The organism is Cryobacterium sp. TMT2-14 (assembly GCF_004402465.1).
Classification (GTDB): domain Bacteria; phylum Actinomycetota; class Actinomycetes; order Actinomycetales; family Microbacteriaceae; genus Cryobacterium; species Cryobacterium sandaracinum.
Genome location: NZ_SOFV01000022.1, coordinates 124848 through 142017, shown reverse-complemented (window position 1 = coordinate 142017; position 17170 = coordinate 124848). Strand labels below are relative to the sequence as shown.

General features: G+C 62.7%; 13 protein-coding genes and 1 pseudogene. 4 read left to right on the top strand and 10 right to left on the bottom strand.

What is annotated here, in order from left to right:
* Positions 1-132: 132 nt before the first annotated feature.
* On the bottom strand, positions 133-2658 hold the full coding sequence (locus tag E3O28_RS08745; protein ID WP_104102410.1) for an ATP-dependent Clp protease ATP-binding subunit: 2526 nt from the start codon (positions 2656-2658) through the stop codon (positions 133-135).
* 176 nt (positions 2659-2834) lie between these two features.
* On the opposite strand from E3O28_RS08745, the gene E3O28_RS08740 reads away from it, so the two are divergent.
* Entirely contained in the window at positions 2835-3065 is a 231-nt protein-coding gene (locus E3O28_RS08740; protein ID WP_134415625.1) for a hypothetical protein, read from the top strand.
* Between the two features lie 72 nt (positions 3066-3137).
* A pseudogene (locus E3O28_RS17230) lies at positions 3138-3227 on the top strand (GMC oxidoreductase); the annotation flags it as partial.
* 78 nt (positions 3228-3305) lie between these two features.
* On the opposite strand, the gene E3O28_RS08730 reads toward E3O28_RS17230, so the two are convergent.
* The 6 genes from E3O28_RS08730 to E3O28_RS08705 form a co-directional block, all read right to left on the bottom strand.
* Entirely contained in the window at positions 3306-4448 is a 1143-nt protein-coding gene (locus E3O28_RS08730; RefSeq protein WP_104102415.1) for a glutathione-independent formaldehyde dehydrogenase, read from the bottom strand.
* A gap of 383 nt (positions 4449-4831) precedes the next feature.
* Positions 4832-5644 (bottom strand): aldose 1-epimerase family protein, encoded by an 813-nt coding sequence (locus tag E3O28_RS08725; protein ID WP_255409042.1) that lies wholly within the window; start codon positions 5642-5644, stop codon positions 4832-4834.
* A gap of 10 nt (positions 5645-5654) precedes the next feature.
* Positions 5655-6593, bottom strand: a complete 939-nt coding sequence (locus E3O28_RS08720) for a glycoside hydrolase family 43 protein (protein ID WP_104102419.1) — start codon at positions 6591-6593, stop codon at positions 5655-5657.
* A 54-nt stretch (positions 6594-6647) separates the two neighbouring features.
* The gene (locus E3O28_RS08715) at positions 6648-7526 is read right to left on the bottom strand and encodes a carbohydrate ABC transporter permease (protein ID WP_233191484.1); all 879 of its coding nucleotides are present in this window, start codon (positions 7524-7526) and stop codon (positions 6648-6650) included.
* A complete protein-coding gene (locus E3O28_RS08710; RefSeq protein WP_241973064.1) occupies positions 7523-8446 on the bottom strand; it encodes a sugar ABC transporter permease in 924 nt (307 codons plus the stop codon). Before E3O28_RS08710 ends, E3O28_RS08715 begins: the two co-directional genes overlap by 4 nt.
* Before the next feature lie 96 nt (positions 8447-8542).
* Positions 8543-9850, bottom strand: coding sequence for an ABC transporter substrate-binding protein (locus E3O28_RS08705; protein ID WP_134343452.1), 1308 nt, complete (start codon positions 9848-9850; stop codon positions 8543-8545).
* A gap of 215 nt (positions 9851-10065) precedes the next feature.
* Between E3O28_RS08705 and E3O28_RS08700 the strand changes: the two genes are divergently transcribed.
* The gene (locus E3O28_RS08700) at positions 10066-11079 is read left to right on the top strand and encodes a LacI family DNA-binding transcriptional regulator (RefSeq protein WP_104102425.1); all 1014 of its coding nucleotides are present in this window, start codon (positions 10066-10068) and stop codon (positions 11077-11079) included.
* Positions 11076-13013 (top strand): sugar-binding domain-containing protein, encoded by a 1938-nt coding sequence (locus E3O28_RS08695; protein WP_347232374.1) that lies wholly within the window; start codon positions 11076-11078, stop codon positions 13011-13013. Before E3O28_RS08700 ends, E3O28_RS08695 begins: the two co-directional genes overlap by 4 nt.
* Before the next feature lie 657 nt (positions 13014-13670).
* On the opposite strand, the gene cls is transcribed toward E3O28_RS08695, so the two are convergent.
* The 3 genes from cls to lysS form a co-directional block, all read right to left on the bottom strand.
* Positions 13671-15134: a cardiolipin synthase gene (gene cls, locus E3O28_RS08690; protein ID WP_104102434.1), complete on the bottom strand. Its 1464-nt coding sequence runs from the start codon at positions 15132-15134 to the stop codon at positions 13671-13673.
* Between the two features lie 6 nt (positions 15135-15140).
* A complete protein-coding gene (locus E3O28_RS16310) occupies positions 15141-15317 on the bottom strand; it encodes a hypothetical protein (protein WP_166784554.1) in 177 nt (58 codons plus the stop codon).
* A gap of 223 nt (positions 15318-15540) precedes the next feature.
* On the bottom strand, positions 15541-17076 hold the full coding sequence (lysS, locus tag E3O28_RS08685) for a lysine--tRNA ligase (protein WP_104102437.1): 1536 nt from the start codon (positions 17074-17076) through the stop codon (positions 15541-15543).
* Positions 17077-17170 lie beyond the last annotated feature (94 nt).

Here is a 17170-nt window from a genome sequence, read left to right as displayed (position 1 = left end):
CTGCCCGTTTTGAGCCCGAAACAGGCCCGCAGGAGCAAAATCTCCGCCGAATTCGTCAGGGAGTCGGGGCCGGGCGAGCACGAGACAGGGCCCGGCGGATGTTTCCGCCGGGCCCTGTCCAACGGGTTACCGCTACTCGCTGGTCACCGCGAGGTCGGGTGAGCCCGGCCCCGTGCCGATTGCGGCCGTGGTGTTGACGCCGACGGCTACGGCGGAGGCGCGCACCGTCGTGGTGAAGATGTACTCCCCACCCACGTAATCCACGTGCACGTGGTCGCCGGCGTTGAGCTCGCCCTGCAGGATCTTTTCCGACAGGCGGTCCTCCACCTCGCGCTGGATCGCACGGCGCAACGGACGGGCACCGAGTGCGGGGTCGAAGCCGACCTCGATCAAGTGCTCCTTCACGGCGAGGGTCAGGTCCACGGTCATGTCGCGGTCGAGCAGGCGCTCGCTCAAGCGCTTGATGAACAGGTCCACGATCTGGAGCAGTTCCGGCTTGGTCAGCTGCGGGAAGACGATGATCTCGTCCACGCGGTTGAGGAACTCGGGCTTGAAGTGCTTCTTCAGCTCCTCTTTCACCTTGCCGCTCATCCGGTCGTAACCGGTGGACGTGTCACCCTCGAGTTGGAAACCGACGGGCGCGCCGCTGATGTCCTTGGTGCCGAGGTTCGTGGTCATGATGATCACGGTGTTCTTGAAGTCGACGACGCGACCCTGGCCATCCGTCAATCGGCCCTCTTCAAGAATCTGCAGGAGCGAGTTGAAGATGTCAGGGTGGGCCTTCTCGATCTCGTCGAACAGCACCACGGAGAACGGCTTGCGGCGCACCTTCTCGGTGAGCTGGCCGCCCTCTTCGAAGCCGACGAACCCGGGAGGGGCGCCGAACAGTCGGGACACGGTGTGCTTCTCGCCGTACTCACTCATGTCGAGGGAGATCATGGCGGCCTCGTCGTCGAAGAGGAACTCGGCGAGCGCCTTGGCCAGCTCGGTCTTTCCGACGCCGGTGGGGCCCGCGAAGATGAACGAACCGCTCGGGCGCTTCGGGTCCTTCAGTCCGGCACGGGTGCGACGGATGGTTTTGGCGAGCGCCGAGATGGCCTCTTCCTGACCGATGACGCGCTGGTGCAGCGCCTTCTCCATGAAGACGAGCCGCGAGGACTCCTCCTCGGTGAGTTTGAAGACGGGGATGCCGGTGGCCTGGGCCAGAACCTCGGCGATCAGGCCCTCGTCGACGACGGCGGTCGTCTTGACATCGCCCGACTTCCACTTCTTCTCGAGGCGCAAACGCTCGCCGAGGAGGTTCTTCTCCTCGTCGCGCAGGCCGGCGGCCTTCTCGAAGTCCTGCTCCTCGATGGCGGTCTCCTTGGCGGCGCGCACCACGGCGATCTTCTCGTCGAATTCGCGCAGCTCGGGCGGGCTGGACAGGATCGACAGGCGCAGGCGGGCGCCGGCCTCGTCGATCAGGTCGATGGCCTTGTCCGGCAGGAACCGGTCGGAGACGTAGCGGTCGGCCAGGTTCGCCGCGGCCACGAGAGCGCCGTCGGTGATCGAGACCTTGTGGTGCGCCTCGTACCGGTCGCGCAGCCCCTTGAGGATATTGATGGTGTGGGGCAGAGACGGCTCGGCCACCTGGATCGGCTGGAAGCGTCGCTCGAGCGCGGCATCCTTCTCGAAGTGCTTGCGGTACTCGTCGATCGTGGTGGCACCGATGGTCTGCAGCTCGCCTCGGGCGAGGAGAGGCTTCAGGATGCTGGCCGCGTCGATGGCGCCCTCAGCGGCACCGGCACCGACGAGGGTGTGGATCTCGTCGATGAAGATGATGATGTCGCCGCGGGTGCGGATCTCCTTGGTGACCTTCTTCAGCCGCTCCTCGAAGTCACCGCGATAGCGGCTTCCGGCGATGAGCGAGCCGAGGTCGAGCGAGTAGAGCTGTTTGTCTTTCAGCGTCTCGGGTACATCGCCCTTGACGATGGCCTGGGCGAGACCCTCGACGACGGCGGTCTTGCCGACTCCGGGCTCACCGATCAGAACCGGGTTGTTCTTGGACCGGCGGGACAGGATCTGCATGACCCGCTCGATCTCCTTCTCGCGCCCGATGACCGGGTCGAGTTTGTTGTCGCGGGCGGCCTGCGTGAGGTTGCGCCCGAACTGGTCGAGAATCTGGCTGCCCGCCGGACCGCTCGCCTGCTCGTTCGCGCCGACCTGCACCTGCTCCTTGCCCTGGTAACCAGAGAGGAGCTGGATGACCTGCTGGCGCACCCGGTTGAGGTCGGCGCCGAGCTTGACGAGCACCTGGGCGGCAACGCCTTCACCCTCGCGGATGAGGCCGAGCAGAATGTGCTCGGTGCCGATGTAGTTGTGGCCGAGCTGCAGTGCTTCGCGCAGGCTCAGTTCGAGAACCTTCTTGGCGCGCGGCGTGAACGGGATGTGCCCCGTCGGCTGCTGCTGGCCCTGACCGATGATGTCCTGCACCTGCTCACGCACGGCGTCGAGGGAAATACCCAGGCTCTCGAGGGCTTTGGCCGCAACTCCCTCGCCTTCGTGGATCAGGCCGAGCAGGATGTGCTCAGTACCGATGTAGTTGTGGTTGAGCATTTTGGCCTCTTCCTGGGCCAAAACAACGACGCGTCGAGCTCGGTCGGTAAATCTCTCAAACATGTGATCGCTCCCTTGGCGCCAGGGCAGTTGTGGCGCCGATACATCGAGAGTAACGAGCGAACCCTGAAATGAGTGCCTCTGTTCGCCGCAGGCGTGACGGATGTCGTCGCGCACCGGCTCCGACCTCGTCACCTTCGGCCGATTTCGGAAGGTGTGGCGGGCGATCTCGACCGCACGTGGCGGCCTCGTCGGCCGAACAGGTGGTGACCTCGGATCCGATCGCAACCGCCTGGGAAGAGGCGCTGCGGCTCAGCCAGACGCAGGTCATCGCCGCGCTGCAGGCCGCCAGCTATGCCGACCGCATCATCCTCCTGGCCGATGGTCGCGTGGTCGATGACCGCGGCCGGTCCACCGCCGAGCAAATCAGCACCATGTTGCCGAGCATGGAAGCACGATCGGCGCGGTGAGACGACGGAGGGCCGTGATCCGGGGCACCGACGGTCTGATGACGGTCGGGCCGCTGCCCCCCGGAATTACGGGTGCACGGAATCGTCGGACTGCGTGTCGCAGACGCCTCGATTATGCCCTCGGCAATGTCCGGCAACACGGATGCCGCCGTCGTCGCCATCGCGGAACGCGCTGCTGCCCTCATCCCGGGTAGCCGTGCGGCGGCGCACGCGCGGATACCCAACGAAGGATCGGTTGGCCTACTCCGGCTTGAGGATGACTTTGGTCCAACCGTTGGTGCGTTCGCCAAAGTTCTTATAGGCATCCGCGGCTTTGCTGAGGGGGATCTCGTGGGAAACGATCCAGGATGGCTTGGCTTTGCCCGCGGCGATCAGGTCGCGCAACTGCCGATTGTACTTCTTCACCGGGCATTGTCCGCTGCCTATGCTTTGACCCTTAAGCCACTGCAGGCCATAATCAATGGCAAGTTTGCCCTGCTTGGCGTTATCGTCGAAGCCGCCGGGATCTGCCGGAAGGAAGACTCCGACAACGCCGATTCCCCCGGTGATGCGCACGGACTGGATCAGCCGATTCAGAGTCATGGCGGGATCTTCGGTGCCCTGGGGGTCGTGGGCCTGATAACCCACGCATTCACATCCCCGGTCCGCGCCGATACCCTTGGTCTGGTCCAAAACGAACTCAACCGGGTCCGTCTTCGAGTCATCAATGGCGATCGCACCGATCTGCTCGGCGAGGGCCAGCCGGTCAGGGCGTCGATCCACGACCCAGACTTTACTCGCGCCCTTGATCGTGGCGGACAGGGCGGCCATCAGTCCGACTGGACCCGCACCGTAAATCACGACCGTGTCACCGGGGATCACTCCGGCCATCTCGGTAGCGTGGTAACCGGTAGGGAAAATGTCCGACAGCATCACGTAATCGTTTTGCTTTTCTACCGCGTCTTCACCCAGGCGCAAGCAGTTGTTATCGCCGTAGGGCACACGCAGCATTTGGGCCTGCCCGCCGGGATACGGACCCATACCAGCGAAGCCGTAGGCGGCGCCCGCGCCGACCGGGTTTGGTTGAGTGGTCATGCAGTAGTTCGTGAAACCGCGTTCGCAATTCTTGCAAAACCCGCAGGAAATATTGAATGGCAGCACGACCCGATCGCCGACCTTGACGGCGTCGACGCCGTTCCCGATCTCGATGACCTCACCCATGTTCTCGTGACCAAAGGTGCGCCCGACCTCGAAATCGGTGCGTCCCTCGTACATGTGCAAATCGGAACCGCAAATATTTGTCGCTGTGATGCGAACAAGAACGTCAGTGGGGCGTTCGATCTTGGCATCCGGAACGTCTTCAACGTTGACCGCGTTGGGGCCTTTATAAACGACTGCTTTCATTTCTTTCACTCCCTAAATTTTGACCATGAAAGACGGAAGATCCGCCCTCACTTTCGGAGGTGCATTTACGGTGAATGTCCGGGCAGAGTCTCAGGCTGCGCGGAAAATGTGCATGTCCCAGATCTATCACGATCGCACATGACCCGCCACTGCGAGGATGCGACCGAATTCGGGTTGCGCGTTGCCCCCTGCCAGCGCCAGGGGTGCCTCGTCGACACCACGAGGTGGGCACCGAGGTGGGTACCGAGGCATTCTCTCTTACGACGGAACGGCCGCTAGCCGTTCGGCTATCGGGCGTTCAGCGACCACCGCGTCAGAACGTATGTGAAATCGTCGGTCAAGCGCTATTGTGCCGGTTTGGTCATTCGGCGACGCGAGTCGCGTCAATTCCGGAGCGGTCTGCATAGCTGGTCGATTGCACGAACCGTCCAGGAGGCGCGCGTTGAGCCGGATGGCTCAAGGACGTTCAGGTTCATTCCAGAGTTGAACGCATCCGGCGGACAGGTCATTGGTTCGACGGCGAGTCCAATTCTGTCGATCGAGGGTACTAATTGATCAGCCGTATGCACCTGAACCCACGGGCATTCGGGACCCCAGATCATTTCCACTCCACTGCCCGCGGTCGTCGTCAATCGAAGTGTCGCCATGCCTTCATCGTCCCGGTCGAAGCCAGTGAATGCATGGTCGATGAAGGTGTCATCGATAGTCCGCGGCGTGCGGAAGTCAAACACGGCAAGATCACCAGCATCGAGATCACAGAGGTGAAGGGGAATGAGGCGGTCATGAGTCACGGTCAGGATTCGCTGGGCTGCGAGCTCCAGCGTCCAGTCGTTGACGCGGCCATCGCCGGCAACAAGGTACGGGTGCGGAGCGACGCCAAAAGGGGCGGCATTTGGACCGGCATTCACTGCCGTAACTGCCGTTCGAAGGCCACCGGCGTCAAGCGCAAAATCCACCTCCAGCGTCACCCGGTGGGGGTATCCAGGCCGCGCTTCGACGGTTGCCGCGAGGACGAGCCGATCGGCCGCCTGCCTGACCACTGCAAAGTTCAACCAGGACACGAGTCCATGGAGAGCGTGACCCCTCGACGGCTCGGTGATGCTGAGCTGTTGCTCGACACCACCGAATGTGTACTTTCCATCCACGACTCGGTTCGGCCACGGCGCCAGGATGGCGCCGCGAAAGAAAGGTCGCACCCCAATTGGGTTACTCGGGGGTCAGGACCCGAGGAATGTCGGCGTCCCATTCGGTCTCGGCAACGTGAAGTGCGCGGTACGTGTAGTCCGTGTCCCACCCGTGGAAGACGAGATAGTCCTTGCCATTCAGACCAAAGACCAGGTCTTGGCCACCAGGGCCGCGATATAGGCCCCCCGACCCTTCGGTCGAGAGGATCGGACCCGTTTCCTTCGTCCACGGGCCATCGATTGAGGCAGCCGTTGCAGCACCGACCGCATATCGGTCGTCTCCGTAAGAGTTAGCGGAGTAGAGCATCAGGAGTCCTGTACCTCGGACCACAATGGTGGGAGCCTCGATAAGGTTGCCCTCCCAATCCTCGGTTTGCTTCAGGATCCTGATGGGATCGCCCGTGATGCTGAGCCCGTCGGGAGACAGCGTGGCCGCCTGAATCCAGGTGTCGAGGTCGCAACAGTTACCGTCATTTTTCCAGACGAGGTACAAGGCGTCGTCGATGAGCACGGTGCTTGCATCGATCGCGCCGCCTTCGTCTTCTGGACAGATGATCATGGCGTCGCTCTGAACGATGAACGGTCCGGCCGGGTCGCTGGCAGTGGCTACACCAATGCACTGCAGCGTTGGCGCAAAATTCGTCGCCGTGAAGTACATGACGAATGAATCATCGGCGAGTCTCGTCACCTCAGGCGCCCAGGTCTTTCCCGGAATAATCCAGCTTGGGAGATCCGGCAACGCGTCCGGTAACACCTCCCAATCGAGGAGATCGGTGGAGGAGGCGACCTGCACGTTGCGGTTGTTGTCGTTGGTGGCATACGCGAAATAAGTGCCGTCGACCTCCACCACGTCGGGGTCTGCGAAATTCGTGTTGAGTACCGCAGCGCCTGCTGCGGCAGACGCCGGAGGTGCCGAGTGCTCCGGAGCCGCCGTGCAGCCACTCACCGCGAAGGCGGTCATGATGGCTCCAGCCACACACGCTACCGCTGCGCGGCGAGCAGAGGTCAACACGTGCTATCCCTTCACTCCGGAGCGAGAAACGCCCTCGATGATAAAGCGCTGAAGGAAGATGAACAGCGCCAGCACGGGCACGCTCGCGACAACCGCGCCGGCCATCAAAAGGTCGTAGCGCACCGCATTTGCGGACTGAAGCGTGGACAGTCCAGCTGGCAGTGTTTGTATCTCCGGGCTGAACAAGACGTAGACGGGCCAGAGGAAGTCGTTCCAGTTGCCGAGGAAGGCGAGCAGCGCGAGTGTTGCAAGTGCGGGTTTGGCGAGCGGCAGAACCACTTGCATGAAGATGACGAATCGGTTCGCCCCATCGAGCCGGGCGGCCTCCTCTAACTCGATCGGCAGGCCGACGAAGAACTGTCGCATGAAGAACACTCCGAATGCGGACGCCGCCGTGGGAATGATGATCGCGACGAGCGAGTTGAGCCACCCCAGTTCGCTCACGATGAGGTAGTTGGGAATCACCAGGATTACCGGCGGCACCAGCAATGTCGCGACGATGATGACGAAGACGAAATTCTTGCCGCGAAACTGCATTCGTGCGAGCGGATACGCCGCCAATGACGCCGTGACGACGACGAGCGTGGCATTGAGGGCGGCTGCGACCATGCTGTTTGCGAACCATTGCAGCACCGGAGTCGCAGTCCCGGGAGCGAGGATAGACGCGAAAGCTTGTACGGAAATTGGATTGGGAATCCACGCCGGTGGAATAGCCGTTGCGTCAGCCCGGGTCTTGAAGCTGGTCACGATCATGAAGATGATCGGGCTGATGAACGCGATTGCGATCGCGCCGAGAACGACGACCCGAGTGATTGTGCCACTCCGTCGACGTGCACTGCGTGCACGGGAACCTGCACTGATCCTGGTCGTGAGAGCGTTCACGAGCGCACCTCCTTCTTGAGCTTCTTGGGCTGTTTCTCGCGAAAGATGTAGAAGACAAAAGCACTGATCGCCATGAGGAATACGGTCAGTACATAACTCATCGCTGCGGCGCTGCCCATCTGAAAGTTGCGCAGACCCGCGTCGGCGATCTGATATATGGCCGTGCGCGTTTCACGTCCGGGGCCGCCCTGAGTCATGAGATAGGACTGGCCAAACATGTTGGCGGATGCAAGAAGGGTGATGATCGTGATGAACGAGAGGATGGGCTTGAGCCCGGGGATCGTCACGTGCAGGAACTGCATCCACGGTCCGGCCCCATCAACACGTGCGGCTTCGTAGAGTTCGATCGGGATGTCCTGAAGGCCGGCAAGGTAAATGACGGCGTTGAATCCGAGCGTCCACCAGACGGTCACTCCCACGAGCGCGACCCAGGCCGCGGGCGTCGTTGTTGTCCAAGCGGTGTCATCCGGAAGTCCTAGGAGTCCCAGATAGTGGTTCACCAGCCCGATGTTGTTGTCGAGCAGGTATCGCCACAGCACCGAGATGACGGCGACGCCGAGTACGTAGGGGGCGAAGTAGATTGCTCGGAGAAAGTCCCGTCCGGGAAACTTCCTGCTCATGAGTAAGGCAACGGCGAGCGGGACGATCAGGAGCAATGGCACGCTGAGTACCGTGAAGATGCCGGTGGCCCGCATGGACCCCCAGAACGGGCCAAAAACCGTCGATCCGGGTGAGAACAAGGCGACGTAGTTGTCGAGGCCGACAAAGGGTTTGTTCGGCAACGTGTAGTCCCAGGAATGAAGACTGATCCACACCCCTAAAACTGCCGGGAGGACGACGAAGCTGCCAAACAGAAGCAGGTAGGGGGCAAGGAATAGCCAGGGGGTGGCTATCCCCTGCCGCCGAGTGCCCGCTCGCACTCCACGATTTTTCTGCGACTCCGGGTCGGAGGCCGAGGGGCGGCCCCCCCCCTTCCCCATGGGGAGGGCGCGCTCACCGACCTTCGTCGACACTGGTCAGTCCCCGAACGAGGCTTTGTTGTCGGCCATGAGTTTCGTCGCCGTGCCGGCGGCTTTTTTGAGCGCGTCACTCGGCGTCGTCGTTCCCTGAACCCCGTCGGCGACTGCGATTTCGAGGGTCTCGGCCTGAACCCCACCGATCCCGGGAATGGGCGGCAAGAAACGCATCGAATCGATCGTTGCCGCGATTGCTTCCTGCGGCAGGCCGTCGAGGGCACCCGCATCACGCACCGACTGGCGAGCGGGGATCATGCCCGAGCTCGCCCACTCGGCGGACTGCTCGCTCATCCAGGCGATGAACACCTTCGATGCGTTGACCTTGTTCTGGTCCGCGTTTGCCTGGCGGGGAAGGAAGAAGTTATGGGAGTTGGCCCATACGGCATCCGTGTCACCAATTGTGGGGACCGGGGCGACCGCGTAAGGCAGACCGGACTCGGCGAGATCGTTGATCTGCCAGATGCCGTCCCATGTGATCGAGGTCTCACCATTCTTGAAGGCGACGTACTGAGAGTCGATGGCGACGTCACTCGGGCTGTAACCGTCGTCCACGATGGAGCGCTGCCACTCAAGTGCCTCTACCCCGGCTGCTGAATCAAACGTTGCCCCGTCGTCACCATATGGTTCACCGTCGTTCTGCCACAGCACGGAGAGGTTCATGAGGTGGCTCGGCCACCGCGTCGGCATCCAGAATGGAGTTTCGTACCCAGCTGCTTTGAGCTTGTCGAGCGCCTCCTGGAAGGAAGCCGCGTCGGTCGGGGCCCCTTCGATCCCAGCGGCGGCGAAATGTTCGGTGTTGTAGTACATGGCCAGTGAATGCACATCGAGCGGAATGCCGTATCGGGCGTCCTTATAGACGCCGGCATTCCAGACTTCGTCGCTGAAGTCATCTGACGTGAGACCCAAGTCCTCAGCGAGATCGTCGATCGGTACTATGACGTTTCGCGCGGCATTCGACGCGAGCTGGTCCAGGTGCATCACGCCGACGTCGGGACCCTCGCCGGCGGTCACCGCTGCGGGCAGTCTCTGGTAGAAGTCGGTCCACTGCATCGTGTTCGAGACAACCGTGATGTTGTCATGCTCAGCATTGAAGTCGGACACCATCTTCTCCATGAACGGACCGTCCCCGCCGGTGAAGCCGTTCCAGTAGGACAGCTCCACTTCAGGTCCGGTGTATTCACCGGTGAAGGGCTCACTCGCCGCCTGCCCGGTTCCGCCCGCAGAGCATCCGGCCAGTACCAGCATGAGTGCGGCACCGAGAGCTGTGGCCCCAATCACTCGCCGCCCCAGGAAGTCTTTCTGCTTCATGATCGTTCGTCCTCCTCATCGAAAACATCGCTCCGCGACTCATGCGCGAAGCGGGCCGCCCATTCCCCGCACCAATCGGAGCGGCAGACGAGCGCCTTCCGTCAATGTACAGCGCTAGAAAGATGTTTGTCTAGTCTGCGAGGATCCGCGACAAACACCGTTTCCAGCGCCTGGCCACAGTCGCCTTAGGATGGACCGGACGGGACGGGACAAACATGGCAAGGGTTCGACTAATAGACGTCGCGGAGCTCGCGGGCGTATCCATGAAGACCGTCTCAAACGTCGTTCACAACTATCCTCACGTGGCCCCGGCGCTCCGCGAGAAGGTGCAAGCGGCAATTGACCAGCTCGGCTACCGACCCAACCTTACGGCGCGGCGTCTGGCTACCGGAAGAACCGGAATGATCGCCCTGGCAATCCCCGAAATCGACCACCCGTACTTTTCGGAACTCTCCCGTCACATTGCCGAAGAAGCAACTCGACGAGGATACCGAGTCATCATCGAGCAGACCTTGAGCGATCCCGTCGCGGAACGGGCGGTACTCAGCGATCGGGAGGCTGGGCTGGTCGACGGCGTGATCTTTCACCCCGTCCGCATGGAATCGCTCGACATTGCGAAGCTCGATCCTGGCACTCCGCTGGTCTTGCTCGGCGAGGCGGCCATGCCTGTCATGACAGACCACGTGATGATCGACAACATCTCGGCCGCTCTCGATGCCACGCGGCACCTCTTAGCGAGAGGATGTCGACGCATCGCTTTTCTCGGTGTCATAGCGGCGGACATCACTGGTTCGACGAATCAGCGCCTTCTCGGCTACCAACAGGGTCTCCTGGAGGCCGGGGTCCAGCTGGATCCTGAGCTGGTATTCACGGCCTTGGAATTCACGGCTGAAGCAGGCCTTCGTTCGGTTGCCGAGGCGATTGAGCGCGGGGTGTGTTTTGACGGCGTGGTCAGCCGCGACGACCGGTTTGCGATCGGAGCATTGAAAGCCCTCCATGATTCCGGGCGATCGGTACCCGCAGATGTGGCCGTGGTCGGTTGGGACAACACCTTCCTGGCCGCGTACACGTCCCCGACACTCACCTCCGTGGCGCCGAGGAAGACCGCTATCGCCGCGGCTGCTTTCGATCTCCTCGAGGAACGAATCGCTGGATACCGGGGGGTTGGCCGCCACAGGATCGTGGGGCATTCACTCGAGGTGCGCGAGAGCGCTCCATTTGCTCCTTGACGCCTCGACCGACACTCAGACTTTACAGCGCTGTAATTTGGCGGCATGATTGCGGTATGTCGCGTTCTCTCCCGATTTCTGCCAGTGCCCAGGGTGGCGTGTATCCCCGCCCGCAACTTGTCCGCCCGAATTGGCACGATCTCGCCGGCGAGTGGGCATTCGAACACGACGATCACGACATCGGCAGAAGCGAGAAGTGGTTCGCAAACCCTGCACACCTTGGCCGGGTCATCACTGTTCCGTTTCCGCCTGAGTCGGAGATGTCAGGAATCGCCGAGCCGGGCTTCCATCCCGTTGTCTGGTATTCCCGCATCATCAGCCCCGAAGACGTGGCCGCGAGCGGACTGTCCCGCGGGCGTGACCGAGTGGTGTTGCATTTTGGGGCGGTCGACTACCGCGCATCTGTGTGGATCGATGGCCAGTTCATCGGGTCTCACGAGGGCGGCCAGACGCCATTCTCCTTTGACATCACCGAAGCTCTGTCGCCCCAAGAGGACTGCGTGCTCGTGGTTCGTGCCGAGGATGACCCCCACGACGTAGCTCAGCCGCGGGGCAAACAGGATTGGCTTGAGGATGCGCACGTCATTTGGTACCACCGCACTACGGGGATTTGGCAACCGGTCTGGCTCGAGTCTGTGCCGGATCAGCGCATCACGGCACTGCGTTGGATTCCAAACGTGCCGGCTGGGGACGTCGCGATCGAGGTGGAGCTGACGCGGCGACCGGCGCCGAGCGTTACTGTTCAGGTGGAACTGTCCATCGCGGGCGAAATTCTCGCCCGGCAGTCTTTCTTGGCCGTTGAGCCGCGATCACAGGCAACCATTCAGATTTCTCGGCAGGCGAACGGTCAGGCCTGTGAAGCTCTCCTCTGGTCACCGGAAAACCCACGACTGATTGACGCGCATGTCTCGATCATTGCTGACGACGGAAGCATTCTCGACGAGTCCTTCTCCTATTTCGGGCTTCGCAGCGTCGGTGTCGCGGGCGGCAGGTTCCTGCTCAATGACCGACCGTACTTCGTACGATCGGTGCTGGAGCAGGGCTACTGGCCGCAGTCGCACCTCGCTGCGCCCTCGGCCGAAGCTCTGCGAGCCGAAGTGGAACTCATCAAGGCCCTCGGGTTCAACGCCGCGAGAATCCATGAAAAGGTCGAGGACCCTCGATTCCTCTATTGGGCGGACCGGCTCGGCTTGCTCATTTGGGGTGAAATGGGCAGCACCTACGAGTTCTCTTCGGAGGCAGTATCGCGAGTCACCCGCGAATGGACCGAAGTAGTGCGCCGCGACCGATCGCATCCGTCAATCGTCACCTGGGTTCCCCTCAACGAGAGTTGGGGTGTTCAACAGATCGCACACGACGACGCCCAGTTGAGCTTCGCCCAGTCGCTCTACCACCTGACTCGCGCGCTCGATCCGAGCCGCCCCGTCATCTCCAATGACGGCTGGGAACACGCCATATCTGACATCCTCACAATCCACGACTATGCGGGCACGGCCGAGCAGCTCGACGCCAATTACAAGGACATCGACGCCATCCGATCCCTCGTTGCGGGTATGGGTCCGGCAGGGCGTCGCCTGCAGCTCATCCCCCGCGAAGTCGATGGCCAGTCGATCATGGTCACTGAATTCGGCGGGGTCAGCTTCGCGCCCGATGCTGCCGATGACTCGTGGGGCTACACGACAGCGACAAGCCATGAGGACTTCGAAAATCGTGTATCAGGTCTCGTGGGAAGCCTTCGGGACAACCCGATCCTCTCGGGCTTTTGTTACACCCAGCTGACGGACACAATGCAGGAGACCAACGGCCTGACCGACGCGAACCGGGAGCCCAAACTGCCGATCGCCGTCATTCGCAGCATCGTATCCGGGGAGAACGCACCCCTTCCCCGGGTGGCGCGGGTCGCTGCGTCGAGCCTGCACCCAGCCACCGGCTGAGGACACCTGCGACCGGCTCCACGCACTCGGTCTCAGTGAGTGCACGCAGGTATTGAGATCGGGCGTGGAGTTGTGCCTCTGCTCGAGTTTCAGCGAGTCCGACGACGGCCGCACAGGCGGCCGTGGCGACGATGTCCAGCAGGAACCCGGAGACGGCGCTTTCGAACCGCGCGCCCCGGGTTCGGAACCAGCCAAGTCGACCGGCATAAAACCCCTGTGCGGGAGAAAGATTTGTGCGATCACCTCGACCCGGATCTGCATCGCCAGGTGAGCCAGGAAGAAAACCAGAGCGATCACGCCGTCAGAACGGATGCTCCGCAGCACCGTGAGCAAGAACATGAACGTGGCGAGAATGAGCGGAAGCGTACTATGCACACACGCCTCTGCACGGGCACCGGCCAAAAACACGTTTCACCCGCGCCCCCGAACGAATTCGACGGAGATTTTGGCAAAAGCGGTTAGGTTAGCTTGAAAAACTTCCCTCTTTCCCAAAATCTCCGTCGAATTGGTTCACCACCGAACCGAGCTCCTGGTCGTGCGGTCTCCGGCTCGTGAACGCCTGTTGGGCACGTCGCGCATCGTCGAGGGAGTGCCCCCTCGACCACCGCCGAATTGGGTGAGGCGAGGTGCCGGGGCTCGGAGCCGAGCCGGACGCCGCTACTGCACCGCGGAGGTCAGCCGGGCGAGATTGTCGAGCACCGTGGAGCGCAGCGGCTGCTTCATCCATTCCGCCAGGGTGAGTTCACGGCTGTCCTCCCGGTAGCCGTCTTCCACCGCCCGCAACTGCTGCACGAAGGAGCGTCCGCGCACCATCATCGATACCTCGAAGTTGAGGCTGAACGAGCGCATGTCCATGTTGCTCGACCCGATCACGGCCACCTCGTCGTCGATCGTGAAATGCTTGGCGTGCAGCACGTAGGGAGCCTTGTACAGGTAGATCTTCACGCCCGCCCGAAGCAGCTCCTCATAGTAGGAGCGCTGCGCGTGGTAGACGAGGGCCTGGTCGCCGACCTCGGAAACGAACAGCTCCACCCGCAGCCCGCGCTGAGTGGCCGTCGTGATGGCGTACATGATCGACTCGTCTGGCACGAAGTACGGGCTCGTGATGATGATGCGCTCCTGTGCATAGTAGAGCAGAGCGAGGAACAGACGCAGGTTGTTCTCGCCCTCGAAGCCGGGTCCGCTGGGCACGACCTGGCAGTCCAGGGAGTGCGGCACAACCTCGGTTGACACCGGCTGGATGTCCCGGGTCAGAAGGTCGTTGGTCTCGCTGTACCAGTCGGTGATGAAAATCGCGTTGAGACCCGACACGATCGGTCCCTCGACCCGCGTCATCAGGTCTTTCCACTTCAGGCCGCGACGGATGTTCCCCGGCATGTTGTACGTGCGGTCGATGACGTTCTGCGACCCCATGTAACCGACCGTGCCGTCGATGATCAGCACCTTACGGTGGTTGCGCAGATCCGGCCGTTGCCACTTTCCCTTGAGCGGCTGCAGCGGCAGCAGGAGCTCCCACTTCACGCCGGAGTCGGTGAGCCGGCGCAGCGTCTCGCGGTAGCCGAGCTTGCGCATCGACTGGATATGATCCATCAACACGCGCACGGTCACGCCGCGCTTGACGGCGTTTTCGAGGGCGTCGAAGAATGGTGCCGTGGTCGGATCCAGGGAAAGAATGTAGAACTCGACGTGCACGAAATTGAGGGCCCGATCGATGTCCGTGACCATCTCGGCGAACGTGCCCTCATAGTCGCCGAGCAGGCGGGCCTCGTTGCCGCCGACCAGCGGCATCGCCCCCAGATTGCGGTTGAGTTCGACGACCGAGTCGAGCCAGAGCGGCCACGGATGATCGCGACGCACCTGATCGATTCCCTCGGTGCTGTCGAGGATGAACTGGTTGATCTCCTCCTGCATTTCCAGTCGCTTTTTCGGCAGGGTTCGGTAGCCGATGAGCAGGAAGAGTAAGGCGCCGATGAAGGGCAGGAAGAAGATCGTTAGCAGCCACGCCATGCCCGATGTCGGCCGACGGTTGCGAGGAACGACGACGATTGCCACCACGCGAATGGAGAAATCGACCACCAGGGCGATCACGAGGATGATGGTCGAGATGTCGATGCCGAACATTCGGTGCTACGTAACCGGTTTATCGAGCCCGAGCTTGGCGCGCTCTTCCGCCTCGATCCGGGCGTAGACCTTACGCTCCGTGCGGTCCGCCCGCACGATGGAACGCATCACGATCCAAAAGATCAGCCCGACGGCGACGGTGGGCAGGAGCGCCCAGAAAGCGCTGACCCAGAAGTTATCCATGATGTCTCCAACGATACGGGAAAACGGCGGGCGGGCGCGCGGCGTTTACGTGTTCAGCAGCCCTGCGATACCGGTTCCGATTGCGTAGATCCCGGTTCCCCCGACGCCGACCCAGATCGAGATTTCGAGCAGGGACGGACGACGACGGACGCGCGGGATCGGTTGGCCGGGCACAGGCTCGCCGGGCACAGGCTCGCGAGGCGGATTCGACCTCATCGGATGATCATTTCACCAGTGGGAACAGGATGGTCTCCCGGATTCCCAGCCCGGACAGCGCCATCAGCAAACGGTCGATGCCCATGCCCATGCCGCCGGTCGGCGGCATCCCGTGCTCGAGGGCCCGCAGGAATTCCTCGTCGAGGCGCATGGCCTCGGGGTCGCCGCCGGCGGCGAGGCGCGCCTGTTCGACGAAGCGCTCACGCTGCACGACCGGGTCGACGAGCTCGGAGTAGCCGGTGGCCAGCTCGAAGCCGCGCACGTACAGGTCCCACTTCTCGACCACCCCGGCCACACCGCGGTGGCCGCGCACGAGCGGGCTGGTGTCGATCGGGAAGTCCAGCACGAACGTGGGGCGGGTCAGGCCGCCCTTCACGAAGTGCTCCCACAGCTCCTCGACGTACTTGCCGTGGATGGGGTGGTCGATATCGAGCCCCTCCGTGTCGGCGAGCACCTTCAAGTCGGCGAGCGGGGTGGCCGGCGAGATCACGTAGCCCACGGCCGCGGACAGGCTGTCGTACATGCCGATGCGGTCCCAGTCGCCGCCCAGGTCGAATTCGGTGCCGTCGGCCCAGGTCACCACGTGCGAGCCGGCGATGGCGAACGCGGCATCCTGAATCAGTTTCTGGGTGAGGTCGGCGATCGAGTTGTAGTCGCCGTAAGCCTCGTAGGCCTCCAGCATCGCGAACTCCGGCGAGTGGGTGGAGTCGGCGCCCTCGTTGCGGAAGTTGCGGTTGATCTCGTAGACCCGGTCGATGCCGCCGACCACGGCGCGCTTGAGGAACAGCTCCGGCGCGATCCGCAGGAAGAGGTCGGTGTCGAACGCATTGCTGTGGGTCGTGAACGGGCGAGCGGATGCGCCACCGTGCATGACCTGCAGCATCGGCGTCTCAATCTCGATGAAGCCCAGCTCCGTGAAGGTGCGGCGCAGGCTAGCGACGGTCTGCGAGCGCTGGATCACGCTGCGGCGGGCCTGCTCGCGAATGATCAAGTCGAGGTACCGACTGCGCACGCGGGTCTCCTCGCTGAGCGCGGTGTGCAGGTTCGGCAGCGGCAGCAGCGCCTTGGCGGCGACCTGCCACTCCGACGCCATGACGGAGAGCTCGCCGCGGCGGGAGGAGATGACCTCGCCGGAGACGAAGAGGTGGTCGCCGAGGTCGACGAGGTCTTTCCAATCGGCGAGGGATTCCTCCCCCACCGCCCCCAGGGAGATCATGGCCTGGATGCGGCTGCCGTCCCCGGACTGCAGGCTCGCGAAACAGAGCTTGCCGGTATTGCGCAGGTGCACGACGCGGCCGGCGAGGCCGACGATGACGCCGGTGACGGCATCCGCTTCGAGGTCGCCGAACTGCGCACGCACGGCGGGGATCGTGTCGGTGACGGGCACGGACACCGGGTAGGCGCCGCCGGCGGGACTGGTCGCGGCGGCGTTCAACCGGTCACGCTTGGCCAGGCGCACGACCTTCTGCTCGTTGGTCTCGGCCTCCGCCGCTGCGGCGGCCACGATTTCGGCCTCGGTCGGTGCTGGGTTCTGCTCGCTCATGCGGTTCTCCGTGGCAGGTGGCGGCCGGGCGATGCCCGTCGCTCCCGCGCGTGCTCATTGATGTGACGACGTGTTGATGAAAGGTCGGGCTGGT

Bases quoted from the DNA above. Each gene is read 5' to 3' on its own strand.
- E3O28_RS16310 (WP_166784554.1), bottom strand. From the start codon at position 15,317: ATGGATAACTTCTGGGTCAGCGCTTTCTGGGCGCTCCTGCCCACCGTC.
- E3O28_RS08700 (WP_104102425.1), top strand. From the start codon at position 10,066: ATGGCAAGGGTTCGACTAATAGACGTCGCGGAGCTCGCGGGCGTATCC.
- E3O28_RS08705 (WP_134343452.1), bottom strand. From the start codon at position 9,850: ATGAAGCAGAAAGACTTCCTGGGGCGGCGAGTGATTGGGGCCACAGCT.
- lysS (WP_104102437.1), bottom strand. From the start codon at position 17,076: ATGAGCGAGCAGAACCCAGCACCGACCGAGGCCGAAATCGTGGCCGCC.
- cls (WP_104102434.1), bottom strand. From the start codon at position 15,134: ATGTTCGGCATCGACATCTCGACCATCATCCTCGTGATCGCCCTGGTG.
- E3O28_RS08730 (WP_104102415.1), bottom strand. From the start codon at position 4,448: ATGAAAGCAGTCGTTTATAAAGGCCCCAACGCGGTCAACGTTGAAGAC.
- E3O28_RS08720 (WP_104102419.1), bottom strand. From the start codon at position 6,593: ATGACCGCCTTCGCGGTGAGTGGCTGCACGGCGGCTCCGGAGCACTCG.
- E3O28_RS08745 (WP_104102410.1), bottom strand. From the start codon at position 2,658: ATGTTTGAGAGATTTACCGACCGAGCTCGACGCGTCGTTGTTTTGGCC.